At 43.5% G+C, this 24856-nt stretch carries 19 protein-coding genes and 10 tRNA genes; 17 read left to right on the top strand and 12 right to left on the bottom strand.

The genetic code is table 11. The features are described 5' to 3' along the window. Positions 1–23: 23 nt before the first annotated feature. Positions 24–1538 carry an aminotransferase class V-fold PLP-dependent enzyme gene (locus ACYVGZ_RS12290; RefSeq protein WP_460755947.1) on the bottom strand — a complete coding sequence of 505 codons (1515 nt, stop codon included), beginning with the start codon at positions 1536–1538 and terminating at the stop codon, positions 24–26. 335 nt (positions 1539–1873) lie between these two features. Between ACYVGZ_RS12290 and ACYVGZ_RS12285 the strand changes: the two genes are divergently transcribed. Together ACYVGZ_RS12285 and ACYVGZ_RS12280 are read left to right on the top strand one after the other, a co-directional pair. Beyond that, positions 1874–1950, top strand: a tRNA-Arg gene (locus tag ACYVGZ_RS12285). Between the two features lie 171 nt (positions 1951–2121). Next, positions 2122–2961 (top strand): DUF3800 domain-containing protein, encoded by an 840-nt coding sequence (locus tag ACYVGZ_RS12280; protein ID WP_460755944.1) that lies wholly within the window; start codon positions 2122–2124, stop codon positions 2959–2961. A 144-nt stretch (positions 2962–3105) separates the two neighbouring features. On the opposite strand, the gene ACYVGZ_RS12275 is transcribed toward ACYVGZ_RS12280, so the two are convergent. From ACYVGZ_RS12275 to ACYVGZ_RS12265, 3 genes are all read right to left on the bottom strand, one after another. Further along, positions 3106–4668, bottom strand: a complete 1563-nt coding sequence (locus ACYVGZ_RS12275) for a putative bifunctional diguanylate cyclase/phosphodiesterase (protein WP_460755941.1) — start codon at positions 4666–4668, stop codon at positions 3106–3108. Between the two features lie 202 nt (positions 4669–4870). Next, positions 4871–6367 carry a mannitol dehydrogenase family protein gene (locus ACYVGZ_RS12270; protein WP_460755938.1) on the bottom strand — a complete coding sequence of 499 codons (1497 nt, stop codon included), beginning with the start codon at positions 6365–6367 and terminating at the stop codon, positions 4871–4873. A gap of 21 nt (positions 6368–6388) precedes the next feature. Then, positions 6389–8092 (bottom strand): purine-cytosine permease family protein, encoded by a 1704-nt coding sequence (locus ACYVGZ_RS12265; RefSeq protein ID WP_460755936.1) that lies wholly within the window; start codon positions 8090–8092, stop codon positions 6389–6391. Positions 8093–8806: 714 nt separating this feature from the next. On the opposite strand from ACYVGZ_RS12265, the gene ACYVGZ_RS12260 reads away from it, so the two are divergent. The 5 genes from ACYVGZ_RS12260 to ppnN all read left to right on the top strand — a co-directional run bounded on the left by ACYVGZ_RS12260 (position 8807) and on the right by ppnN (position 14379). After that, a complete protein-coding gene (locus tag ACYVGZ_RS12260; protein WP_460755933.1) occupies positions 8807–10888 on the top strand; it encodes an FAD-binding oxidoreductase in 2082 nt (693 codons plus the stop codon). Positions 10889–10930: 42 nt separating this feature from the next. After that, positions 10931–11536 (top strand): glutathione S-transferase family protein, encoded by a 606-nt coding sequence (locus ACYVGZ_RS12255; protein ID WP_460755930.1) that lies wholly within the window; start codon positions 10931–10933, stop codon positions 11534–11536. A gap of 100 nt (positions 11537–11636) precedes the next feature. Further along, entirely contained in the window at positions 11637–12044 is a 408-nt protein-coding gene (locus tag ACYVGZ_RS12250; RefSeq protein ID WP_460755927.1) for a MarR family winged helix-turn-helix transcriptional regulator, read from the top strand. Positions 12045–12132: 88 nt separating this feature from the next. Beyond that, positions 12133–12795, top strand: coding sequence for a glutathione S-transferase family protein (locus ACYVGZ_RS12245; protein WP_460755924.1), 663 nt, complete (start codon positions 12133–12135; stop codon positions 12793–12795). A 201-nt stretch (positions 12796–12996) separates the two neighbouring features. Further along, the gene (gene ppnN / locus ACYVGZ_RS12240) at positions 12997–14379 is read left to right on the top strand and encodes a nucleotide 5'-monophosphate nucleosidase PpnN (protein ID WP_460755922.1); all 1383 of its coding nucleotides are present in this window, start codon (positions 12997–12999) and stop codon (positions 14377–14379) included. A 32-nt stretch (positions 14380–14411) separates the two neighbouring features. Here the strand turns inward: ppnN and glsB are convergent, their stop codons facing one another. From glsB to ACYVGZ_RS12210, 6 genes are all read right to left on the bottom strand, one after another. Next, positions 14412–15323, bottom strand: coding sequence for a glutaminase B (glsB, locus tag ACYVGZ_RS12235; protein WP_460755920.1), 912 nt, complete (start codon positions 15321–15323; stop codon positions 14412–14414). 143 nt (positions 15324–15466) lie between these two features. Then, complete coding sequence (nudC, locus tag ACYVGZ_RS12230; RefSeq protein WP_460755917.1) at positions 15467–16270, bottom strand: NAD(+) diphosphatase; 804 nt, start codon at positions 16268–16270, stop codon at positions 15467–15469. 303 nt (positions 16271–16573) lie between these two features. After that, on the bottom strand, positions 16574–17359 hold the full coding sequence (locus tag ACYVGZ_RS12225; protein WP_460755915.1) for a DUF3307 domain-containing protein: 786 nt from the start codon (positions 17357–17359) through the stop codon (positions 16574–16576). Continuing rightward, on the bottom strand, positions 17352–17987 hold the full coding sequence (locus ACYVGZ_RS12220; RefSeq protein ID WP_460755912.1) for a hypothetical protein: 636 nt from the start codon (positions 17985–17987) through the stop codon (positions 17352–17354). Before ACYVGZ_RS12220 ends, ACYVGZ_RS12225 begins: the two co-directional genes overlap by 8 nt. A gap of 421 nt (positions 17988–18408) precedes the next feature. Beyond that, positions 18409–19440 carry an L-threonine 3-dehydrogenase gene (gene tdh, locus ACYVGZ_RS12215; RefSeq protein ID WP_460755911.1) on the bottom strand — a complete coding sequence of 344 codons (1032 nt, stop codon included), beginning with the start codon at positions 19438–19440 and terminating at the stop codon, positions 18409–18411. A gap of 9 nt (positions 19441–19449) precedes the next feature. After that, a complete protein-coding gene (locus ACYVGZ_RS12210) occupies positions 19450–20649 on the bottom strand; it encodes a glycine C-acetyltransferase (protein ID WP_460755908.1) in 1200 nt (399 codons plus the stop codon). 200 nt (positions 20650–20849) lie between these two features. On the opposite strand from ACYVGZ_RS12210, the gene ACYVGZ_RS12205 reads away from it, so the two are divergent. The 10 genes from ACYVGZ_RS12205 (at position 20850) to ACYVGZ_RS12160 (ending at position 23405) form a co-directional block, all read left to right on the top strand. Further along, a complete protein-coding gene (locus ACYVGZ_RS12205) occupies positions 20850–21926 on the top strand; it encodes a polysaccharide deacetylase family protein (RefSeq protein WP_460755906.1) in 1077 nt (358 codons plus the stop codon). A gap of 62 nt (positions 21927–21988) precedes the next feature. Further along, a tRNA-Ser gene (locus ACYVGZ_RS12200) sits at positions 21989–22079 on the top strand. A 39-nt stretch (positions 22080–22118) separates the two neighbouring features. After that, a tRNA-Asn gene (locus tag ACYVGZ_RS12195) sits at positions 22119–22194 on the top strand. A gap of 1 nt (position 22195) precedes the next feature. Beyond that, positions 22196–22272, top strand: a tRNA-Pro gene (locus ACYVGZ_RS12190). Between the two features lie 24 nt (positions 22273–22296). Further along, positions 22297–22372: transfer RNA gene (locus ACYVGZ_RS12185), tRNA-His, on the top strand. Positions 22373–22387: 15 nt separating this feature from the next. Continuing rightward, positions 22388–22463: transfer RNA gene (locus tag ACYVGZ_RS12180), tRNA-Lys, on the top strand. Positions 22464–22499: 36 nt separating this feature from the next. Further along, positions 22500–22575, top strand: a tRNA-Asn gene (locus ACYVGZ_RS12175). Between the two features lies 1 nt (position 22576). Beyond that, positions 22577–22653 (top strand) — tRNA-Pro (locus ACYVGZ_RS12170). A gap of 34 nt (positions 22654–22687) precedes the next feature. Further along, a tRNA-Lys gene (locus tag ACYVGZ_RS12165) sits at positions 22688–22763 on the top strand. 315 nt (positions 22764–23078) lie between these two features. After that, complete coding sequence (locus tag ACYVGZ_RS12160; protein WP_460755903.1) at positions 23079–23405, top strand: hypothetical protein; 327 nt, start codon at positions 23079–23081, stop codon at positions 23403–23405. A gap of 319 nt (positions 23406–23724) precedes the next feature. Here ACYVGZ_RS12160 and ACYVGZ_RS12155 read toward each other — a convergent pair. After that, a tRNA-Tyr gene (locus ACYVGZ_RS12155) sits at positions 23725–23808 on the bottom strand. A gap of 54 nt (positions 23809–23862) precedes the next feature. Continuing rightward, on the bottom strand, positions 23863–24843 hold the full coding sequence (locus tag ACYVGZ_RS12150) for a ProQ/FINO family protein (RefSeq protein WP_460755901.1): 981 nt from the start codon (positions 24841–24843) through the stop codon (positions 23863–23865). Positions 24844–24856 lie beyond the last annotated feature (13 nt).

The raw sequence follows: 24856 nt of genomic DNA, 5'->3' as shown, positions 1-24856 counted from the left end.
GTTTTTTTAAAGCTAGCAAGAAGCTAGCTTTGTGCGACTTCCTGTAATAACGCTTTTTGCTCTTCCAATACTGCAATGCAGTGGTCGAGATTGGTGGTTGGGTCGGCAATGACGACTCGTAAACACACTAGGTTGTCTCGCTCTGGCGTATTGATGGTGGTGCGAGAAACAAAGTGTTTACCTAGAGCCAATTGTTGCTGGTGGATTTGGACATTCAGCGCGTTTAAGTCGGCATCTTGATCTGTGGGGTGCAACAGGCGATATAACAGAATGTTGCTTTGTGGCCGAATAACGAGTTCAAAGTTAGGTTGGGACTCAATGTAATCAGCTAAATCTGCACAAGTGGTGATGTTCTTATCAAGAATTTCCGCGATGCCCTTTTTACCGAGTACTTGTAAAACCACATACAAGTGCAGGGCCATGGCTGGTCGAGACCCTTCTATATTGTAGCGCCCCAAGTCATTTGAGCCTTCTCTAATAATGTAGTTTGCGGTCGTTTTTAAGCTGGCGGTAGCGCTGCTTTCTTTGAATAATAAAATGCCTAGGCCAACGGGTGTATACAACTGTTTGTGGGCATCAATGGTGATCGAATCTGCCTTCTCAATGCCTTTCATTAAGCCTGCGTGATGTTTCGAAAAAACAAATGCTCCGCCCCAAGCCGCATCAACATGAAAATGAATCTTATGTTGTTGGGCGATGTCTGCCATTGTGTTAATGTCGTCGAAGGAGCCACATTCGGTCGTACCGGCTACGGCTAGAATAGCGATTACGTGCCAATTGTTTGCTTTACAGGTCTCTACGGCTTCCGCTAGTGCATGCACGTCTATTTGTTGAGATGCGTTCGCTTTGATTAAAAATAAACTGTCGCGTCCCAGCCCAAGAGCACCGAGTGCTTTTTTGACTGAATAATGGGCAAACTCAGAGCAAATGATAACGCTGCGTTTATGCCCTGACTTTTGCATGACAGAGTGAACGCCTTCTTCTTCAACATTACCAAATTGGGCCAATGAATTGTTTCGAGCACATTGTAAGGCCATTGTATTAGCAAGGGTGCCCCCTGAAGTCATAATGCCTATTGGCGATTCATGGGACTGCTTATGTTGCTCATAAAAAAAGTTACTACGATTGAAAAACATTTGATGAATCATAGAGATACAATGTTTTTCTAGGCTGGTGATGGCGCCAGATGTTTCGACCTTAACGAGATTCTGATTCAAAGTCGCCACAAGTTTAGCCACCGGAGCCACAAAATTTGGCAAGGTGGAAGCCATGTGCCCAATAAAGTGAGGTGAGTTCAGGTTAATCGTATTGCGAACCACCTCTGATTCAAGCTGTGCTAGGGTCGCTTTAGGAGTAGAGCCAGTATCTGGAACGGGCTCAAAAGGCATAGTGGGAGAAAGCTCTTTGGCCTGAGTTGGGTAAATGTTGGTATTGCTCACATAGTCGTCACAGATTTTTTGAATCTGCTTATCTAGTTCATAAGCGGTGTGATGATCTAAAGCATTAAAGTGACGAAATGTGGATGAGCTATTTTGCATGTTTACAACTTGATATTAGGCTAAGGTAGAGACTTATAGGGTCTCGTTTATTGGCTATTTCCCTGCCCAACATTGTATCCGATTCTACTATTTTTGCTAAAGCCAAAAATTCACAGCATTTTCGAAAGTGAGCAAGAATAGACAGACAATAGATAGGTCTTGATTGCGGGTTAAGATTGTAGACGACTCAAGGCAAATATCCAATGCGAAAGTAGCGATGTATTTACGATGCTAGCAGGAATAGTGAATAAGTTTTTACTAACTACTGGAATCCTTTGAAATTTCCATTAGAATACGCACTCCAAGTTTGAAGCGCAACGCGCTCACATCATAATGCACCCGTAGCTCAGCTGGATAGAGCGCTCCCCTCCGGAGGGAGAGGCCGGAGGTTCAAATCCTCTCGGGTGTGCCATTTAAAGCGATTCTCAATGTATACATCATAACCAAAGACATTGACGGACATTGAAAGTGTGTTAGTATTAATGAACAGATATCGAACTAGTTCGATTATGGCCGAACCGGAAACGGGCGGCAGTTCCTAAAGCCACTTTATGTGGCTTTAGTTGTTTCTGGGGTATGAAAATTGTTTATTTGCTACATAGATGAAGCTGGTTGTACAGGTAACCTTCCAAGTTATAACTCTGATATACAACCTGTTTTTGTGTTATGTGGTTTGATAGTTCCAGAATCATCAGTGAATGAGTTGACTCATGAATTCTTAGCTTTAAAGCGGCAATTTAACCCAAGATTGGCAAAATCTCTTACTCATGATCTTGATATAGTAAAACACGAAATCAAGGGCGCTGAGGACTTAAGAAAACCAATCAGACAAAAAAATCGTAATAATAAGCGTAGAGCTTTAGGCTTCTTAGATAAAATTTTAGCTTTACTAGATAGACATCAATGTAAAATCCTTCCCCATATATACGTTAAAAGTCCAGACAAGCCAATTAATGGGATGTCTATTTATGCGCGCTCAATTCAACATATAAATAGTCATTTTCAAAACTTTTTGAGTGAGCAAGATGATAAAGGAATAATGATTGCGGATAGCAGAAGTTATGATTTAAACATCAAAGTCTCTCATTCTATTTTCACTCAAAAATTTAAATCTTCTGGTGATGCTTATTCTAATGTCATTGAAATGCCACTTTATGGCCATAGCGATAATCATGTTGCAATTCAAATAACAGATATTCTTTGTTCTGCGCTACTATTTCCTATTGCTACTACTGTCTATTGCACAGATCATATAACAAGTGTTCATGTAAATAGTAAGTATCAGCTATTACGTGAAAGATATGCTGTAAAAGTCAAAGAGTTATCTTACCGTTATCATGATGGAGCTAGATATAAGGGGGGTATAACTGTTCGGGATGCACTAGCAGGAAGAAATGCAAATAGCTTTTTTGAACTACTATAAATATTGCCTACATCATGACTACGAAGTTGAGCATCTATGAGCTGAAATGAGCCGTTAGGGAAATTGCAGCCCTTGTGTTATGTCTATTACAGTTCATTGTTAACACTAATAAAAGGGTTCAAATCCTCTCGGGTGTGCCATTTTTTATAAGAATAATTTTCCAAACTGCTCTACAGACTCAGCGTGCCCAAATAAATAGCCCTGTTGGTAGTCGCAGTCTAATTCTTTTAATAGAGTGGAAGTTTGTGGGGTCTCAACGCCTTCGGCGACAATCGAGTAGTCTAAGTTCTTCGCTAAATACACTGCAGACTTTACAATGGAATAGTTGGTTTTGTCCGTGGCCATTTGTAAAACGAAAGAGCGGTCAATTTTGATTTGTTGTACAGGGAGGGTGCGCAGTAAAGAAAGGGATGAAAAGCCTGTTCCGAAATCATCAATACTGAATCTAAAGCCTAGCTCATTGAGTGATGTCATCATTTTAGTTGTTGCTTCTAAATTCCTTAGCATGGCGCTTTCGGTGACCTCAAAGACGATTCTCGAAACAAACTCAGGGTGAGTTTTGCTTAACTCTTTTGCCTTCATATAGAAGCGGTGACTTTGTAAATCTTGAGTCGACAAATTGATATGTAAGCACCCTGCGAAGCCTTCTTTAGTTAGTGTTAATAGGTCATTAACCGCTGTTTCTACAACCCAGTGTGTAATCTTTTCGATCATGATGCTTTGTTCGCAAATTTGAATAAATTTTTCAGGTTTAATGTAGCTGCCATCGAATTGAGGCCAGCGTATTAAAGCTTCAGCGCCGTGCAGTGTTTGGTCTTGGCCAAAAATGGGTTGGTAGTAGAGCTTAAATTCTTGTTGTTTTATTGCGCTTTCTATACGGGAGGAGATGGACAGCTTTTCATCCGCTCCTTTGTTTAATTCTGGTGTAAAAAGCGCAAAGGGAAGTTTGTTCTTTTTTGACACATACATCGCCATGTCGGCTTGTTTATACAGCTCTTCAATATCTTTTGAGGTTTTTGGAAAAAGGCTAACACCAATGCTGAAATAGATATTAATAGCATAGTGGGTGAGTGTAATTGGGTCCTGGGCACTTTTGCGTAATGCATCTAGTAGTGAAAGGTAATCTTCTGCCTGATCTGAGTTAATGGTAATGGCGAACTCATCGCCACCTAGGCGAGCTAAAAATGCCCCAGTTGGCAATAATTGGTTTAAGCGTTCTCCAGTAGCAATGAGCAATAAATCCCCATAGTGATGACCGAGTGCGTCATTGACAGATTTGAAGTTATTTAAATCAATCGTCAGTAGTGTGATCGGCTGCCCTTGCTCTTTCTTGTTAGCCATATGTTCGAATAAGTATGTTCGATTAGGAAGTTTTGTAAGGCTGTCGTGAAGCGCGTTATGGCGCTCTTGGTGCGCAACGTGTGCGATTTTTTGAATACTAGATAGGCTCAACTTAATGACAATAAAAACAAAAATAGCGCCACTAAAAAGAATCAGAGAAAAAGCTTCGTACGCCCCGCTGGTGATGGGGTAGTAGGTAAAATAATACAGTGCAGTGGCGTAACCAGAGAGGAAAAAAAGAATCAGAGCAAGCAGGGCTTTCCAGCCTAAGTGATCGTCCTTACGGCATATTTGTAGGGTGGGGTGAAGGCTGACCAGTAGCATGATGATGCCAGTAAAAGTGAGAGAGATCGCAAGCCAATTCATCCTGAGCGCCTTTATATTTTAGGTGAAATATTATCCTTAATACGAGCAGTGTACTCTTATTGGCGCTTAGAGTTAAAGGTTTTATAGGTGAGGAGTATTGCGCAGGCTTGGTGGTAATAAAAAAATTGTAATTATTGATTTACACAGTAAAACTAACACGAAGGCCCCGCCTTACATGTTGGTTTTACTGCGCATGAGGACATTAAGCAGTTAGTTGCTCTACACCGCTCATTGTAGAAACCATTTGCGAGGCAATATCTTTCTCTTGGTACAATTCGTTGACCATTGCTGAGTAGGTTTGAGTGAAAGTAGGGTTATTTAAAAGATCACCAAACACTTCTTTAATGGACAGAAAAGCCAATGAGTTCTCGGCAGTTTGTTGCGCAGCCTTATGCAGTTGCTCTTTCATGTCATCAACAATATCGAGTTCTTCACCCTGTAGGCTTTGCCCTTTGTCAGAGTAATAACACCAAGCAGCCAGTACTAACGTAGCAAGACGAATACTACCGTTTTTGGCTAGGTTCTCATTGATTGTGGCAATCAGAAACTTAGGCAGTTTCGAAGAGCTTTCTAAACAAATACGAGCAAGGTTGTCTTTCACGTTAGGGTTGCCAAAACGCTCGATTAAGGTGTCTTTATAGAGGTTGAGATCAATGCCTTCGACAGGGGCTAATACCGGTGTTGCTTCTTCATCCATAAAGTTTCTTAGGTATTGAGCAAAGAGCGGGTCTGCCACACAGGTGTCGATCGTGTCGTGACCGTATAATGATCCCAACAAGCCTAGTACGGAATGACCCGCATTCAATAGGCGAATTTTCATGGTTTCATAAGGTGTAACATCGGCCACAAACTGAGCGCCGACCTGCTCCCAAGCTGGGCGCCCATGGCTAAATTGATCTTCAATCACCCACTGAGTAAAGGGCTCGCAAACGACCGGCCATTGATCTTCAATACCAGCGTCGGCTAAGTGTTGAATATCTGCTAACGTCGTCACTGGAGTAATTCTGTCTACCATGGCATTGGGAAACGCCACTTCTTGAGCTATCCAGCTAGCGAGTGAGCTATCTTGTCGTTCGGCAAATGCCAACAGCATTTTTCGGGTCATGTTACCGTTGTGTTGAATGTTATCGCAGGATTGAACGGTAAAAGCAGCAAAACCTTGTTCACGGCGTAACCTTAATGCGGCTGTTAGGTAACCAAACACGCTTTTAGGTGACTCTGGGTTGGCTAAGTCGTGTTGTATATCAGGGTTACTGAAGTCAAACTCGCCTGTTGCAGGTAAGAAGTTATACCCTCCCTCCGTGATGGTTAAGGACACAATCTTAGTGTCTTGATGAGCCATTTTGTCTATGACAGCTTGAGGCGAGTCTGGAGCAAGAATAAAGTCGACAATGGAGCCAATCACTCGATGCTGAATACCACCGTTAGGGTGTTTAACTACTAGAGTGTATAGGTAATCCTGTTGTTCAAGTACCTGAGCAATTTTACGGTCGCCTTCCCGTAAACCTATGCCACAAATCCCCCAATCCTTAGAGCCAGTTTGTTCTAGCAATAGGTCCGTATAGTAAGCCTCGTGAGAACGATGAAAACCACCTACGCCAATATGTACTATGCCGGTTTTCAGCTGGCTACGGTCATAACTTGGGCGTGCAATCCCTTGATCTATTTGAGCTAAGTTAGTGTGAGTAAGTACTGTCATAAAAAAATCTCGACTCGGTGGTTAGGCTTGCAAAGCTTTTTGGCGGCGAAGTGCCCAGTAAGCTGCAACAAAATATAAAATAGTGAACACGAAACCGAAGAAATAGAAGGTGTCGCGGTTTGCCAAATAAGCATCCATGTTGTGGCTGGCAAACATGGTGTTACAGGCCAGCACTAAAGTAATCGCTAGGCTAACCCAAGCGGTGCCTTTTAGTGCTTTGGAAAGCAAGGTGGTGTCTTCTACTTTAGGGCCTGCTTGTTTTGTAAGCTGATCGTTATAGTCACAGACCATTTGGTCGTATTTGGCCATTTCGGCTTTTTCAGCCGTATACGGCTGATCGGCACCGTATTTTTTAGCCAATAGAATGTAGACCACAATGGTGACGGCCCAAGTAGGTAAAAATAAGTAATAAAAAGACATAACATTCATGGCGTTGAGTCCAAAGCCAAAGGCTAGCCCCAGCCCCCAAGAAGCAACCGCTGGCGTACTATGGGTGAGCTTTTTGTAGGTTACCCAGTAACGACTAAAGCCAATTTTGGGGAAAATGACGTGTTCTGCAAATACAATTGCACCAACGGGGACAACGAGTAACCCTGCGTAGGTTAGTAGTGGTAGCATCTTAGTGAAGACGAATGGAAAACAAGCCACGACGACCGTTACCATGCCAACGGCCAAGGTTGTTTGGCGACGAGTATAACGATTGAAAATGGCTTGTGCTGCAAGGCCTGCCCGGTACAGGTTAGCGTTTGCAGTAGTCCAACCTGCAATGATGACAATAACAAAGCCAGATAAACCAAGTGCTTGAAAAGCAACGTCGCCTGGGTCTAACTCAATAATGGTTTTTTTCACCAATACAGCTGTACCCGCTCCCATAATACCGGCTGAGATCCAAGCAATATAATGACCAAACAGCATACCTGTGCTGGTGGATAAGCCGTAAATTGGCTTTTTAGCATAACGAAGTAAGGCCATGTCAATAAGGCCAAAGTGGGTGATGGTATTGGCAGCCCATGCAAAGCCAATAACTTCTATCAGTCCTATGCCTGGCTCACCCTGGGCATTAATGCCAGTCCAAATAGATTGGTCGCCTATGGTAATGAAATCTTTAAAGCTGGTTAGTGTCGTTGTACCTAATACGGAGTTTGCTAAGGCTGGCATCATCACTAACGCCCCAGAGGCGAACATAACAAATAACCAGGGACCACATATACCAGAGAATTCAGAAACCGTTTTAAAGCCGTACATGGCAACAAAAACTACAACCACACCAACTGCAAGTACCACCATTACAAATAATGAGTTGGTCGGATACCAGTCGAGCTGAGCGGGAATATTAAACAAATACCGGACTGCGGTACTCGATACAGTAATCATCGCCGCGGAAATGACGGTGAATATAATGACATTGGCCCAGTTATAGAGCCGTGTCATAGACTGACCTGCTATCTTATGAAGATAAGTGTAGAGGCTTAAACGGGTCTGAGTAGCAATGGGGGCAGTAATCAGTGTCCAGCTTAGGATCGCCAGTAGATTACCAATTAGCAAGCCTAACAATATGTCCATGGTTTTTGCACCAAGGGCAACAAATGTCGCTCCTATTACAAACTCAGTCGCGGCCACATGCTCTCCTGCATATAGACCAAAGAAATGTTTCCAGCCGTGGCGTTTATGTTTAGCAACAGGCAGCTGTTCTTCACTGACATTTTTCAGTTGTTCAAAACTCATCTTGTTATCTCGTTATTTTTTGACCAAGGGTTCGTTATGGCAGAGGCTTAACGGGTTAAGGCAAGGCCTCATAGCAAACTATGATGACTATAATAGAGCCGCATCGTAAACGTTCGGTGAGCAGCCCCTAAGGGGGATAAAGCCAGCAAATATGTGGCAAAAATGTGTTAGTAAATTTTTCATATGAAAACAGTTCTTTTAAATGATGAAGAACGCATATTAGACTTTTCGAACTTTCATTTAGGTGAATTCGATTAGCCATGTTTGAGCTTTCAAAGGCTATTTTTGACGATGATAATGGTATTTTTCGTCAAGATGCATTTGAGCCCATAGTAAAATTGCGGTGCACTCTACCAGCCAATTTGGCTATGTAAATCCTATTAAAGGGCAGATTGTGCAAAAAATGCGGACTTTGCTGGTTTAAAAGTAAACAATTTTAAAGCAAATACTAATTTGCTCTAAAACGATAAAGTCTTGTGCCATAGATTTTCTCTATCCCTCGCCATGTAAGCGTTTGAAAGAAAAATTTGCACCCTCCATGCAGGCCTTATAACACTCAAAAAACAGGTGAAACTGCCTTCAAGTTAGATGGGGTGTTGTCTTATGTAACCAAAATAGCCTTAACAAAAGGTTGAAAAAGTAGATTTCTAATAATATATTTGTATGTACAAACAAATTTAAGTTTATAACCAAAGCACGAAAATGGAGGGCTGTATGGATTTACCGGGCTGGGGAAAAAATACTTCTCCTTATCATCAAGGTGAGCAAGATTTGCAATCAAGGCTCGGTCTCAAAGACAAGCAAGAGCGTATTGCTATGCGCATCCATCGCCCGTACATGCCAGCTCAGCACCGTAGTTTTTTTGAGCAGCTTGCTACGTTATTTGTTGGTAGTGTGGACAAGAACGGCTGGCCATGGGCGTCAATCGTGTTTGGTGAGCCAGGGTTTATCTCAACACCTAATGAGAAACAAATGACAGTAGCCAGCACCTTGTTGCCTGGTGACCCTTTGCAGTCCAACCTTGCTGAAGGAGCGCCACTGGGGTTGGTTGGAATTGATTTGTCTAATCGCCGTCGTAATAGAATGAATGGCATAGTCAGTGAGCTAAACGCTGGGGGCTTCACTGTAGATGTGGTTCAATCTTATGGTAATTGCCCGCAATACATTCAAACTCGTGTAATTGACAAGGCCCCCGAATCAGAAGTGGCTAACCAGCCTGAGAAACAAGCTTTTAAGCAACTTGATCCTGCATTAAGTCAATGGATACAAACCGCCGATACTTTTTTTGTGGCCAGCAACAATCCGAATGATGATGCCAATGATACTGGCGGAGTAGATATTAGCCATAGAGGCGGCAAACCTGGTTTTGTTAAGGTTGACGGTAACCGCTTATTAATACCAGATTATATGGGTAACTTCTTTTTTAATACCCTTGGTAACTTTCTAGTAAACCCTAAGGCTGGCTTATTGTTTGTGGACTTTAAAACCGGCAATCTACTTTATATGACGGGCCATACCCAAATTCATTGGGAAAAAGATGAGCTATTAAATGCTTTTCAGGGCGCAGAGAGAGCGTGGAGTTTTACGTTAGATCATGGTTTTGTACTAAAGAATGCTCTGCCATATCGTTGGGCGTTCGATAGCTTCTCACCAAACACCTTGCTTTCTGGTGACTGGTCTAGCGCCCAAGAAAAACTGTCAAACCAACAGAAACGTCAACAATGGATGCCTTACCTTGTGACAAGAGTGGAACAAGAGAGTCAGGATATCCGTTCTTTCTATCTTAAACCGACTTTTTCAGACTCACTATTTGACTTCAAAGCGGGCCAACACTTAACCGTTCGTACCAGGTTACAAAGCGGTAAGTCCTTAGTTCGAAGCTACACACTTTCTTCTTCACCATTAGAAAGTGAATACCGTATTAGCGTGAAGGCCGATCCTTCAAAGGGTCACGAAGAGAGCGTATCTCACTTTTTACATCGCCATTTAAAGGTTGGTGACCAAATAGAAGCGCGTTCACCAAATGGTCATTTTTTTATTTCTACTGAAGAAAAGAGACCTGCTGTGTTGGTTGCAGGAGGCGTTGGAGTAACGCCTATGATTTCGATGGCGAAAACTCTGTATGCAGAAAGCGTTCGAACTCGTCATCTAAGGTCAACCACAGTAATACATGGAGCAAGAAGCATAGCTGAGCGCGCATTTGCTAATGAATTTCAAACGTTAGCGGCGCAAACTCAAGGGGCCATTCGCTATATCTCTGTATTAAGTCGACCAACGATAGCCGATCAAAAAGAAGGAGATTACGACATAGCAGGGCGCATTGATGCAGATGTATTTCAAGCCTTATTACCCATTGCAGACTACGATTTTTATCTGTGTGGCGCGCCCGCTTTTATGCAGGCTGTATATGACTCACTCATTTCACTGGGTGTAAATGATGAGCGCATTTTCAGTGAAAGCTTTGGTCCCTCTCGTTTGATAAGGCAGGTCAATTCAAAAGTAGAGACAGATTCGAAGGCAAATATGGCCGAAAAGGCCATTGTTGAATTTACTGATTCCCAGTTTGAACAGGCTTGGTCCAACACAGACGGGAGCCTTTTAGAGTTTGCCGAAAGTCACGGCCTTGAGCCAAATCAAGGTTGTCGTAGCGGTAGCTGTGGCCAGTGTTCAGTAACCATAGAGCAAGGCGAAGTAGCTTACTCTACTCCTCCAGCTTTCCTTCCTGAAGAAGGGCAAATCTTAGTGTGCTGCGCTTACCCTAAAAAGGGATCAGAGCGTTTGAAAGTCAAATTGTGATTTCAGTGGAATTTTTCACATAAATTAAAAAAGAGGTAAACAATGAAATATTACGATTTTTTATTATCTGGACATGCTCATCGCGGTTCTGTGTTTTTAAAGCTCTTAAATGTTGAGCACGATAGCCATTTGGTTGATTTGGTAAACGGTGAACACAAACAACCTGAATTTTTAGCATTGAATCCACTTGGTGAAGTGCCTGTGCTGGTGGATGGTGATCTTGTGTTGCGTGATTCGACCGCCATTTTGGTGTACCTAGCAAAGCGTTATGATGCAAGCAATCAATGGCTCCCTGATGATGCGGATATAGCCGCCCAAATCCAAAGCTGGTTGTCGGTTAGCTCGAAAGAAGTGTATTTAGGCCCCTGTGCTGCGCGTCTCAATAAAGTATTTGGTGCACCATTTGACCATGAACAAGCCGTAGCAAAAGCGCATAAAGTGTTGAGTGAGTTGTTTGAGCCGCACCTTGCAGAGCGCGAATGGTTAGTATCTGATCATGCAACCATTGCTGACATTGCCAATTACAGTTACATTGCTGCGGCTCACGAAGGTGAAGTGGATTTATCCGCTTACCCGAATGTGAAAGCTTGGCTAGCTCGAATAGAAGCATTAGAAGGCTTTGTTAAGATGCCAGCAGCAAACGCTTAGCATCTTTATGACTTCAAAAATACAAAAACAAGGATCGCTTAGGTGACTTGCAATTTGGCGTGTTAATATTTGCCTGTACATGAAACTTAAGGTGGCACAAATGTTTGACTCTTGTTTGTATTTTAATTTATCGACGCTCAGTCGACAGGTCACCAAAATTTGGCAGGAGGAGTTCGCTCGTATGGGACTCTCTCCTTCCCATGCTTACCTTTTGATTGCCATTGGAGATAACCCAAGCGCTTCTCAAAAAGATTTACGTGAGCAACTTGAGCTTGATGCTTCAACGGTGACGCGCTTTATTGATGCCTTAGTAACAAAAGGACATTTAGAGCGTAATGGCGCAGGTAAAGGTTCAAGCTTTTCTATAACTAGTCAAGGCCAAGAAGTGCTCGTTCAATTACGCCAAGTAGCCGCCAAACTGAAAAATAAAATGCAAGGCAAGCTAGGCGAGCAAGGTTTTGCGGATGCAGTTGGGTACATAAAAAGTATCAAACAGAGCATCGATTAATAACAGCGTTCGCTAGGTGGGATTTCCTAGTGAGTTCTGTCTTCTTTAAGGTAGACTTTAACGACCCCTAAAGGTTATTGGAGTGACCATGATTAAAGTTCATCACTTAGAAAACTCTCGGTCTCAGCGTATTCTATGGCTATTGGAAGAGCTGAGGTTAGATTATGAGGTACTCTCCTATCAGCGAGGCGAGAATGCCTCAGCTCCTGAGTCCCTAAAAGCGATTCATCCGTTAGGTAAATCACCAATTTTGACTGATGGTGAGCTGGTTGTGGCAGAGTCTGGGGCTATTATTGAATATCTTCTAGATGCTTACGACGAAGAATCACGCCTCCGCCCATTTATAGGGCAGGACTTACTGGATTACCGTTACTGGCTGCACTTTGCTGAGGGTTCACTGATGCCCTTACTCGTTATGAAGCTGGTGTTGGCAAAAGTGCCAGATAACCCTATGCCCTTCTTTATTAAGCCGGTTGCCAGAACACTGATGGCAAAAATACAAGCAAAATTTATTATGCCGCGCTTGACGCCTCAGTTAGCCTTCATTGAGGAAAGGTTACAGCAGAAGCAATGGTTCGCAGGCAGTGCTTTTTCCGCTGCAGACATTCAAATGAGTTTTCCTTTATTGGCAGCTAGGTCAAGGCTTGATCTGTCCGCTTATCCGAGTATTACAAGTTATTTGAATAAGTTAGAAGAGCTACCAAGTTTTCAATTAGCCATCGAAAAGGGTGGTGAATTTCGAACATTATAAAGAAGGTTTTTCTCGAATATTGCCAAACTTGTCGAGCTTTAGTCTTGTCTACGAAACTGCAACATAGTCAATATAAAATCGGATAAACTGAGCTAGGTATTTAGCTAAATAATTGATTTTATTTGTTTTACGTTTCAGGCATGATGTAGATTGGAACAATGAAAAAGCAACCATACGTCTATATAGAAGTTTAGGAGGGCGATGATGACACAATATAACGAAGCGTTAATCGATGCACTGGTAGCACCTAAAGGTGCGCTGGAAATGTTGTCCCAGGATGAAATTAGCCGTCTATCTGAGGAAAGTGGGGAGCTTAAAGAGCTATTCCGTCGTTGCGCCTTGGCGATTCTAAATTGCGGCAGTGATTCTGACGACCCACAAGCTGTGATGGATAAGTTTAAAGAATTTAATATCGAAATTGTACAGCAAGAACGTGGTGTGAAACTGCAATTGCATAATGCGCCAGCAAGTGCGTTTGTCGACGGTAAAATGATCAGCAGTGTACGTGAAATGTTATTTAGCGTACTGAGAGACATTATTTTTTCTTACCATGAATACAGCTTAGTTCGTGATACGGGGGCGGCTACGTCTCATGAAATCACTAATGTGGTGTTTGAGCTGCTGCGTAATGCGAATGTTTTTCGCCGCATTCAAAACCCTGATATGGTGGTGTGCTGGGGTGGACACTCTATTGCTCGCCATGAATATGACTATACCAAGCGAGTAGGTCATGAGCTTGGTCTCAGAGATCTTAATATTTGTACTGGCTGTGGCCCAGGTGCTATGAAGGGACCTATGAAAGGAGCGGCCATTGCCCATGCGAAACAGCGTATTCAATCTGGTGTGTACCTAGGCCTAACTGAGCCGGGTATTATTGCCGCAGAATCCCCTAACCCTATTGTGAATCAGCTGGTCATCATGCCAGATATCGAAAAGCGCCTTGAGGCCTTTGTGCGTACTGGGCACGGTATTATTGTTTTTCCTGGTGGGGCGGGCACAGCGGAAGAGATTTTATACATATTAGGCATATTGCTGCACCCTAAAAACACTAATGTTCCTTTCCCGTTAGTATTTTCTGGACCTAAAGAAAGTGCTGAGTATTTCGAGCAAATTCATGCTTTTATTGGTGATGTGTTGGGTAAAGACGCTCAAGACAAGTATCAAATAATCATTGATGACGAAGTCGAAGTGGCGCGAGTGATGAAGCAAGGGCTAGAAGAGGTACGTGCATACCGAAAATCCCAACATGATGCCTTTTACTACAATTGGAAGCTACATATACCTGAAGAATTTCAATTTCCATTTGAGCCGACTCATGAAAGAGTGCGAGAGTTGAATTTGCACTTCGACCAGGAGACTCATCTGCTTGCTGCGGATCTAAGGCGAGCTTTTTCGTCCATTGTGGCGGGTAACGTGAAAGCCCAAGGTGTGGCTTATATTAAAGAGCATGGTCCATTTGAAATTCATGGTGATAAAGCTTTGCTTGCAAAACTGGACGCCCTGTTACAGGCGTTCGTAGAGCAACAGCGAATGAAGCTGCCAGGTAGTGCTTATGTACCTTGTTATAAGGTGCTAACAGACTAGATTGAAAGGGCCGAAAGGCCCTTTTTTACGCCTTAGCCAAAGACTGACCAGCCCAATTCCGCTGACAAATGTTCCAGAGCGGCCATACCCGCCAGAGAGTTGCCTGCTTTATTCAGTTCGGGAGACCAAACGCAAATAGAATAACGGTTAGGAACGATGGCGATGATTCCCCCACCGACGCCACTTTTTCCGGGTAAGCCAACTCGATAGGCAAAATTACCAGCTTCGTCATAAAGGCCGCTGGTGGCTAACAGGCCATTTACTTGAGTGGTTTCGCGAGCGCTTAAAATGCGTTCATTAGAATGTGCTGAAACCCCTTTATTGGCTAGAAAGCTAAAAGCTTTAGCAAGGTCAACACAGCTCATGCGCATTGCACAGTTATCGAAATAGCTGTGTAATACGTCTTCGACATCATTATCAAAGTTACCAAAAGCTTTCATCAGGTAAGCCATAGAAGCATTACGAGCGCGAAACTCGTACTCAGAGTCTGAAACCACTTTGTCAGAATGCAATTCAGGGTTGCCCGCTAAGCGTCTGATAAAACCTAGCATGGCATAATGGGGCGTAGCGAAACGGGACTGTACAAGGTCACTGACAACCAGTGCACCAGCATTTATAAAAGGGTTACGGGGAATGCCAGCCTCATACTCAAGTTGAACTAAAGAGTTAAAGGGATTGCCTGAAGGCTCACGGCCCACTCTTTGCCACATGCTTTCGCCGTATTGTTGAATGGCTAATGTGAGGCTAAAGACTTTCGAGATACTTTGTATAGAAAATAGGGTATCAGCTTGTCCCGCTTGGTATAAACTGCCGTCGTGGCCGTAAATGGCAATTCCAAACTGATTACCATCTACATGAGATAAAGCAGGTATGTAGTCAGCCACTTTGCCTTGCCCTAATAACGGACGTACTTTTTGTTCTATGGAGTTAAGTAACTCTTCCAACGTGCCAGCCTCTTCATTAAATTCACGGCGGCAAGTATAGAGAAGTCTTTAGCGAAGCCAAAGTGTTTTCAACCTTTTGTATTAAACAAATAAAGAAGTAAAAACGCTTTGGCGTGGCAAGAGCAAAGCTAAGAGGTATAACGCTAATTTTGTTGTTTAATGTGCTCGATATGACGCAAAATGAGCTGTCCCGAAATAGTCGCTGGGTTTGGAATGTTCGGTAAGTTGTCTATTTGATACCAGTCAGCTTCTGCAATTTCACCTTCTGCTGGTGTAATTTCCCCACTTTCGTAGTCAGCAAAAAAGCCAACCATCAACTGGTGAGGGAATGACCAAGGCTGACTATCGACGTATCGAATGTTATTTACCTTTAGGCCGACTTCTTCTTGTATTTCTCTGGCTACTGCCTGTTCCAGTGTTTCTCCTGCTTCAACAAAGCCTGCGATATTACTGAACTTGCCTGCTGGGGCATGCACTCCACGAGCCAGTAAAATGTGGTCGCCTTTGCGGATAGAAACAATCACACAAGGGGAAATTCTAGGGTAATGACGCAAGTTACATTTTGGGCAGACCTTGGTGTGCTCAGCCACATGCTTACTCGGCATAGGCGTTCCACAGCGGCCACAATATTGATGGTCTTGATTCCAAGTAGCTAATTGAGCCGCACGGCTCAATAGTAGGTAGGCATCATTTTCTTGGAGGAACAGCAGTTCCCTTAAGCCCATTTCGGAAAAACCTCTTGGGCGAATGGTGAAGTTGCACACGAAGACATCTTTCTTTTGCCACTGGCCGCAAAAAACGGCGCTCATACCTGCATCGGGTTGAAAGTCATGGAGGCTAAATAGAAACTGTTTGTCTAAGTTAACCAAGACCTGATTTCTATGGATCAGGATGTAGTGAGCATCTTGATGTGGTGAAGGGTGATTCTGAGTGCCAATTTCTAACATGTTTGTGCTCTGTTGCCGTCTTGAAAAGATAACGCTAACGCTATCTTCTCTAAGACGCAACATACTCAGACATTAACCCATGGATTTTATTTCCAATCTAGGATGACTTTTACGAATGGTTGCAGCGCTATAAATCAGTCATATAGGGCTGAGTTATGCTTATAAGTGATACAGATCATGAGATCTATTAACTCCATAACATAGTTGCCGCTTAATCTTTGTGCTTTCTCCATGTATCATATACATCCATCATGCCTTCATTAATAATGGAGTGTCGTTGTTGCTAGCTCTAATAGCTCTTATCTACTTAATCCCGACTGCATATTTAAGAACAAGCCCACAGAACAAAGCGACGGTCACTGAGAATAGAGTCCCAACCATCACATATTCTGTAAATTTCCTTTCTCCATTTTCTCTCAAATCACCCATTCGAAATATAGACTTAGCTGCTAAAACAAACCCTATTGCAGAATATTGGGAGGTAAGAACAAATGTTAGGATTAAAATTCGTTCTATATAGCCTATATACTTACCTGCATTTTCTAACCCTACTTTCTCTTCGCCACTAACATCTTCACTGCTTACTTCTTTTGACCATTTAAAAAGGACTTCACCAACAAGTACTGCCGTTGGTTTTAGCATCAAGAGATATGCAATAAAAATGGGAAGAGCAATCATGTAGTTTAAGCTTTTTATTTTTTCGATAAGAACTGGCATTTCATGACTATGTATTATTCCATATGTCAGTATGGCTAATATTAATACATGAAGAAATTGGTCAACTATGAACCATACATAGCTTCGATTTAAGTGGCTTTTTATCACATCGATAAGCCAATGAGATACAGAAACAAGCCCAAATATAAAGGTTAACTGAGTATAGGTGGGGGTTAATTGCACCCAGTGTAAAAAAGCAAAAATAGCTACTGAAAGTAATCCGTGGAGCAAGGCATGTAATACCAAGTATTTAGACTTAAGTTTTTTCCCTAACTTATCTTGAACCCAAGAGTTTGGTTGAAGAAAAAAGTCTCCTATGATGTGTCCAAGGAGCAAAGCAAAAAAAAGAATATTCGCATCATTGCTAATCATTAAAACTTCCTTTTAGTTCCTTCTCTATGAACGCTATTGTATCAATGAGTAGTATAGAGTTGGCGGCTTGTAATCTGTTAGAAATAGTTCTTCTCGGAATTTTAGTTTCTTCAGACAATTGATCTTGTGTGTAATTAGGGTAAAGCAACTTAGGAATTAATACTTCAGCTTGCTTTTGGCTTAAGTTAGTGACAATACTGTCCAAATGACGCACCAATAATTCTAATGCGCTATTTTCGAAGTCAATGATCGAAGAAAATACTTTTAGCCTTTCACCTTTAATGTCACTTAACCCTCGACCAGAGAGTTCGAATGCTTCGCCCTTTGCTGTTTTTCTAAGCTCATCAGCTATATCCATATATTGGCCAATACCTAATGAAACTCTTGCATCAGCATTTTTAACTGTTTTCATAATACAAAGGCGGAGTGTGACCGCACATCGTAGTGACACCCAACGTTCCGGTGTGAAAAGTTGAAACTCATCCCCTCGGAAGATATCACCTTTAGTGTCATATAATTGCGCAAGGCGTTCCATCATTTGCTCCAGGCTTGCCAAGCAGCTTTTGTGCTCTTCTTTAGATAAACTGCCAGAATTGACAATATCACCTGTTATCACACCTGCTATCAAACTGTTTTCTCCTTCTCAAATTCTTTCGACCACTTTGATTTACGATTTTGCCGAAAAAAAATGTTTTTTGCTATATTGGCCATAAAAAACCGGCCAAATGGTGATTGGCCATAAAAAACCGGCCAAATAGTTAATGGCCATAAAAAACCGGCCAAAACAAGAGTGTGGCATTTTAGGAAGTGCGTTTCATTATCAGCGCCATAAAGAGTAACTGATGAGTCATAGATAGCTTTTAATTGTTGAAGACGCTAAATACAATATGAGAGGTTCATGAAAAATAGCCACCAAAGGCGGCTATTTTGGTGAGGATCAAAGCAGACTACCATAGGACCAAAGTAGAGATAGTAGTCTTAAAAAAGGCGAATTAGTTGCCCTTTTGCTGATTTTGCAAGCAGGAAAGAAAAACTCACCTGGGGTGTTTTCAATCTTTTTGCCAATCTAGGATGACTTTGCCGGATTGGCCAGACGCCATGGTATCGAAACCTTGTTGGAAATCATGGATGCCAAAATGATGAGTAATAACTGGGCTAATGTCTAGCCCAGATTGCAACATTGCAACCATCTTGTACCAAGTCTCGTACATCTCACGGCCATAAATGCCTTTGATAATTAAGCCTTTAAAGATCACCTGATTCCAATCGATTGATGTGTCCTTGCTCGGAATACCCAACATGGCAATTTTGCCTCCATGGTTCATGTTTTCTAACATGGACTCAAAGGCCATGGCATTACCTGACATTTCCAGTCCAACATCAAAACCTTCATTCATATTTAGCTCGGCCATCACGTCAGTAAGTGACTCCTTACTGACGTTGACTGTACGAGTGGCACCAAGTTTTTTAGCAAGGTCTAGTCTATAGTCATTAATATCTGTAATCACAACGTTACGAGCACCAACGTGTTTCGCGATGGCGGCGGCCATGGCACCAATTGGGCCAGCGCCTGTAATGAGTACGTCTTCACCAATCAGGTCAAAGGACAGGGCAGTGTGTGCTGCATTACCAAATGGGTCAAATATGGAAGCCAGATCATCACTGATGTCATCGGGAATTTTAAAAGCATTGCTGGCAGGAATCACTAGGTACTCCGCAAAAGCACCGCTGCGATTTACTCCAACACCAATGGTTTCACGGCAAAGATGGCGACGTCCTGCTCGGCAGTTACGACAGTGTCCACAGGTAATATGGCCTTCACCTGATACACGGTCACCAACTTGAAAGCCTGATACCTCCGGCCCAATTTTAGCGATCTCACCGACGAACTCATGTCCTACGGTCATGGGGGTTGGAATGGTCTTGCTGGCCCATTCATCCCAATGATAAATGTGCATATCGGTGCCGCAAATGGCCGTCTTACGAATTTTAATGACCACGTCATTGTGGCCACACTCAGGAAGCTCTGCTTCTGTTAACCATATGCCTGGTTGGGCGTGTAATTTTGATAATGTTTTCATCGCTTAATCTCAACTAATAATACCAAGTGCTTTACCCACTTTGGCGAAGGCCGCAATCGCGGTATCAAGTTCTTGTGTGGTTAGAGTGGCAGACATTTGGGTGCGAATTCGGGCTTTCCCCATTGGGACTACAGGGTAGGAGAAGCCGGTCACGAAAACGCCTTCCTTATAAAGTGCGTTTGCCATGTCTTGAGCCAGTTTGGCATCGCCTAACATTACCGGAATGATTGGGTGATCACCTGGTACTAGGGTGAAGCCTAGTTTTGTCATTTGTTCGCGAAAATATTGGCTGTTGGCTTTAAGTTGCTCGCGAGCTTGCGGGTTCGCTTTAATGGATTCAAGAATGTGTAAGCTAGTGGCGCTGATCATGGGAGCCAAAGCATTAGAAAAAAGGTAAGGGCGAGAGCGTTGGCGTAACCAGTCAACAATTGGCTTGCGAGCACTAGTGTAACCGCCAGAAGCACCCCCTAGCGCCTTGCCTAGTGTGCCTGTGATAATGTCAACACGGCCTAGTACTTGACAGTACTCATGGCTGCCACGACCATTTTCGCCCAAAAAGCCAACCGCGTGGGAGTCGTCGACCATCACTAACGCATCGTATTTATCGGCAAGGTCGCAGATAGATTTTAGGTCCGCAATGATGCCATCCATCGAGAAAACACCGTCCGTTACGATCAGCTTTGTTTGAGCGCCATTTTGCGTAGCTTGTTGTAAGCAGCTTTCAAGCTCGGTCATGTCGTTGTTTGCATAACGGTAGCGCTGCGCTTTACATAAGCGCACACCGTCGATGATGCTGGCGTGATTCAAGGCATCGCTGATGACAGCATCTTCTTTACCTAAAAGTGTTTCAAATAACCCGCCATTGGCATCAAAACAAGACGAATACAAAATCGTATCTTCCATTTGGAGGAAGTCGCTTAGGCTTTCTTCTAAAGCGGTATGAGTTTCTTGAGTACCGCAAATAAAGCGAACCGATGCCATACCGTACCCATACTTGTCGAGGGCTTGGTGGGCGGCTTGCGCAACACTTGAGTCGTTAGCCAAGCCTAAGTAATTATTGGCGCATAAGTTAATAAGTGGCTGGGTGTCTTGCGTACGGATCTGGCTGGACTGTGAGGAGCTTAGTGGGCGCTCTTCTTTGTAAAGGCCTTGCTGTTTAAGTTCAGCCAGTTTGTTATTAAGTTCTTGGTAAAAGGAAGACTTGCTCATAGTGCCCTCTGTGTGAAATTTAAACAGTTACGTTGTGTTTAATGAGTGTAGGATTCTTCTTAGAGGAGTAAAAGATGCAGTGGAATAGAAAAACAACCATAACAGTTGTGCTTATTTTTTGACAATTGTTCTGCATAAACTGCCTGTTCACTTGGTGGCTAAGTCGCGTAAAATGTCAGCATTAGAATGGAGAGAATATTATGTCCGTAAGCTTTAAAAACAGCCTAGTGACAGGGCTTGTGCTGGGAGCGAGTGCTGTCAGTGCTCAAACATACTTGCCGGTACTGCAGTATCATCATGTCGGAGAAAGTACCCCTTTCTCCACTTCTGTTACACCAGTACAGTTCACCGAGCACATGGATTATTTGAAAACAGCTGGTTTTCAAGTGGTGGACCTGTTCCAGGCGTTAGATGACTTGAAGGCGGGGAAGCCTTTGCCAGAAAAAGCAGTGGCAATCACCTTTGACGATGCTTATCGTAATATTTATCAAGCCGGTTTTCCTATCTTAAAAGAGCGAGGCTTCCCATTTACTGTGTTTATTAACACGGACCCTGTCGAGCGGGGCAATCGGCATTTTCTAACCTGGCAACAAATGTCAGAAATGGAAGCATCAGGTGGTGTTTTCGCTAATCATACGATCAGCCACCCTTATATGTTGCGTAAGGAAGAAGGGGAGACAGACCAAGCTTGGTTGGCCCGGATGACCAAAGAAGTCGATACGGTAGAAAGCTTGCTGGTGAATAAACTCGGTCATTCGCCAAAAATGCTCGCTTACCCTTATGGCGAGTCAAACAAAGTAATTCGCGACCTACTAGCAGAGCGTGGCATCATGGCGTTTGGTCAGCAATCTGGTGTTATCAGTGCTGATTCCGATTTTACGAATTTACCAAGATTCCCTGCTTCGGGGCATTACGCTAAATTATCGACTCTTAAAACTAAGCTAAATGCGAAGCCCATGCCTCTGACCACAGCCAGTCTGCGCGAAAATAAGGCAGGGGACTTTGCATCTAGTGAGCCTGTTTCAATTACTTTGACATTCAAGCAGGGAAAGTATCGCCTTAATGACCTCAATTGCTATGTTTCTGGGCAAGGTAAAGCCTCTTTGAGCTGGTCGTCGGATCGTGAAGTGACTGCCACCGCTGAAAAACCATTTGCTGTTGGTCGTGGCCGTATAAATTGCACCATGCCGGACGCATCTGGTCGTCATTATTATTGGTATTCCCATGTTTGGATACGAACTTCGCCTTCTCAGAACTATATAAGCGAAAAAAGTTAAATTTTTTTAAAAAAAATGTTGCACTGAAATTTCAAATCAGTAATATACACCTCGCTCGCAACGGAGGGGTGGCAGAGTGGTTTAATGCACCGGTCTTGAAAACCGGCGTAGGTTAGTAGCCTACCGAGAGTTCGAATCTCTCCTCCTCCGCCATCTTTAAAGGTGACGAGTTGCAGCAAAGATAAAATTAGTTCCTCGATAGCTCAGTTGGTAGAGCAAATGACTGTTAATCATTGGGTCACTGGTTCGAGTCCAGTTCGAGGAGCCATCGGAGTATAGCGCAGTCTGGTAGCGCGCCTGCTTTGGGAGCAGGATGTCGGGGGTTCGAATCCCTCTACTCCGACCATTATTTTATCATCCTATAGTAATGGTGGGCGTAGCTCAGTTGGTAGAGCTATGGATTGTGATTCCATCGGTCGTGGGTTCGAGCCCCATCGTCCACCCCATTACTACATATAGTTGGGTCGTTAGCTCAGTTGGTAGAGCAGTTGACTTTTAATCAATTGGTCACTGGTTCGAATCCAGTACGACCCACCAACTATACATGCTAAAATTCTGCATTGTCTGATTAATTCCTCGATAGCTCAGTTGGTAGAGCAAATGACTGTTAATCATTGGGTCACTGGTTCGAGTCCAGTTCGAGGAGCCATCGGAGTATAGCGCAGTCTGGTAGCGCGCCTGCTTTGGGAGCAGGATGTCGGGGGTTCGAATCCCTCTACTCCGACCATCAGCCAAACTTTCAGTTTGCATATCTTATGAGCGGGTCGTTAGCTCAGTTGGTAGAGCAGTTGACTTTTAATCAATTGGTCACTGGTTCGAATCCAGTACGACCCACCATTCTCTCGGTTTCCTCTTTTTCTTCAAATCGTCGTTTTTCTTTTGTTCTTCATGTTTGTATTGTGATGCATAAATCCAATTGTTATTAGTAATGTCTTTATGTATCAAAAGCAGTGTTTAGGTGATTTGTAGGATACGGTTCGCGAAGCTATTTTATCCTGGGTGAATTTTGATATGTTCATGGGTGCTGCGCGATCAATGGCGCATTGCCATTGATGGTGCATGTTTCAATGGGATTTGATTCGGCCATGGGTGCTTCGCATCCAACGGCGCATTACGGCCTGCGGCCTAACGGCGCCCTACGATTGGCGGTGCATGATTTCAATGGCATTTTGTTTAATGATGGGTGTTGTGCGATCAATGGCGCATTACGGCCTGCGGCCTAACGGCGCCCTACGATTGGCGGTGCATGATTTCAATGGAGTTTTGTTCAATCACGGGTGTTGCGCGACCAATGGTGCATTGCCATTGATGGTGCATGTTTCAATGGGATTTGATTCGGTCATGGGTGCTTCGCATCCAACGGCGCATTACGGCCTGCGGCCTAACGGCGCCCTACGATTGGCGGTGCATGATTTCAATGGCATTTTGTTTAATGATGGGTGTTGTGCGATCAATGGCGCATTACGGCCTGCGGCCTAACGGCGCCCTACGATTGGCGGCGCATGATTTCAATGGCATTTTGTTTAATGATGGGTGTTGTGCGATCAATGGCGCATTACGGCCTGCGGCCTAACGGCGCCCTACGATTGGCGGTGCATGATTTCAATGGCATTTTGTTTAATGATGGGTGTTGTGCGATCAACGGCGCATTACGGCCTGCGGCCTAACGGCGCCCTACATTTTGTGACAGGTTGTTGAGCGTAGAATTTAATTGCCGTTGATGAAATGGCTTAAGTTTTTATATGAGAAAATTTTTTAGAAAATGTGTATCTGGTTGATACATAAGAAAGAAAAGAAGTGGTGGAGGGAGGTGGATTCGAACCACCGAAACTTTCGTGGCAGATTTACAATCTGCTCCCTTTGGCCACTCGGGAACCCCTCCACAGCAGCGCGGCATATATTATAGTCCGCGCTGTGTTCTGTAAAGCACTTTTTGTTATTTATTTAACAATTGTGCCAATTTAGCCTTCATGCGTTCATCATCAGATAGATGACTAAAGGCATCTTCTTCTTTTTTGTGTGGTTTGTTCGCTTTCGGATTGCCGCTAGGTTTGTTGTTAGGGCGTTTGTTTTTATTCGTAGCCTTGTTCTGAAGACGCTGAGCTTCTTTCTTAGGGCGATTGGTGGTCGGCTTGCGAGTTAGCATGGCCTCAGGTAATGCTGGCTCATCGCTTACTGGGTTGCCCTCTAGGTCGATACGTGGCTGACCTGTTTGTAGGCACTTTTTGTAGCGGTCAGAGCGAGTGTAAGCGGCTAGGGCACGTTTTTGTTTGCTGGCGTTAAACTCCTCATCCAGCACCATGTCTTTATCAATGCCAACTTTTAGAGGTTTTGGTTGATTCCAGTCGAAGGCTTTAGGATAGCGCTCTTCAAGCATTTTAATAAGGCGACGGTTGTTTTTTTGATTCTTCTGACGTCTTTTTTGCTCTGGAGTCAGACTGGCAGTGGCAGGTGATTGCTCAGTGCTAGCTGTTGAATCTACCTTGTCCAAGTTGGCTGGTGCAGTTTCTTGTTCTGTCAGCTCTGCTTGAGTTTCTGGTAGTGCAGTTTGTTCAGTCTGTGGTTTGGTCATATCTATAGTCTGTGTTGTCATTGTGGTTTGGGCGCTACTATCAGTGCCCTCATGGGTTAAGTTAAAGCTTAATTGAGTTTCAAATACGGGCTCTTTAGGTGGGGCTGCTGGAGTGTTTTTCTCTGGCTCCAGTAGGTCCAAGGAGTCTTCTATGTAAAGTTGTAGCTGGTCCTCTGTAGAGCGCTTGCTCATTTGTTGAAGAAGGTCCAGTGAAGCACTTTGTTCAGTTTCATTAGTATGGCTAGTAGAGCTGCTTTTGAGTTCTGCGATCTCTGTTTGAGCAGCTTCTAAAGCCTTTACCAATTGGCTAATGCGACTTTCTAATTGCTGGATTAATTGTTCCATAAAGCAGGCTTGA

It is taken from the genome of Marinomonas epiphytica (assembly GCF_054780655.1).
Note: the sequence above shows the minus strand (reverse complement) of the source record. Positions and strands in the feature narration are given on the sequence as shown.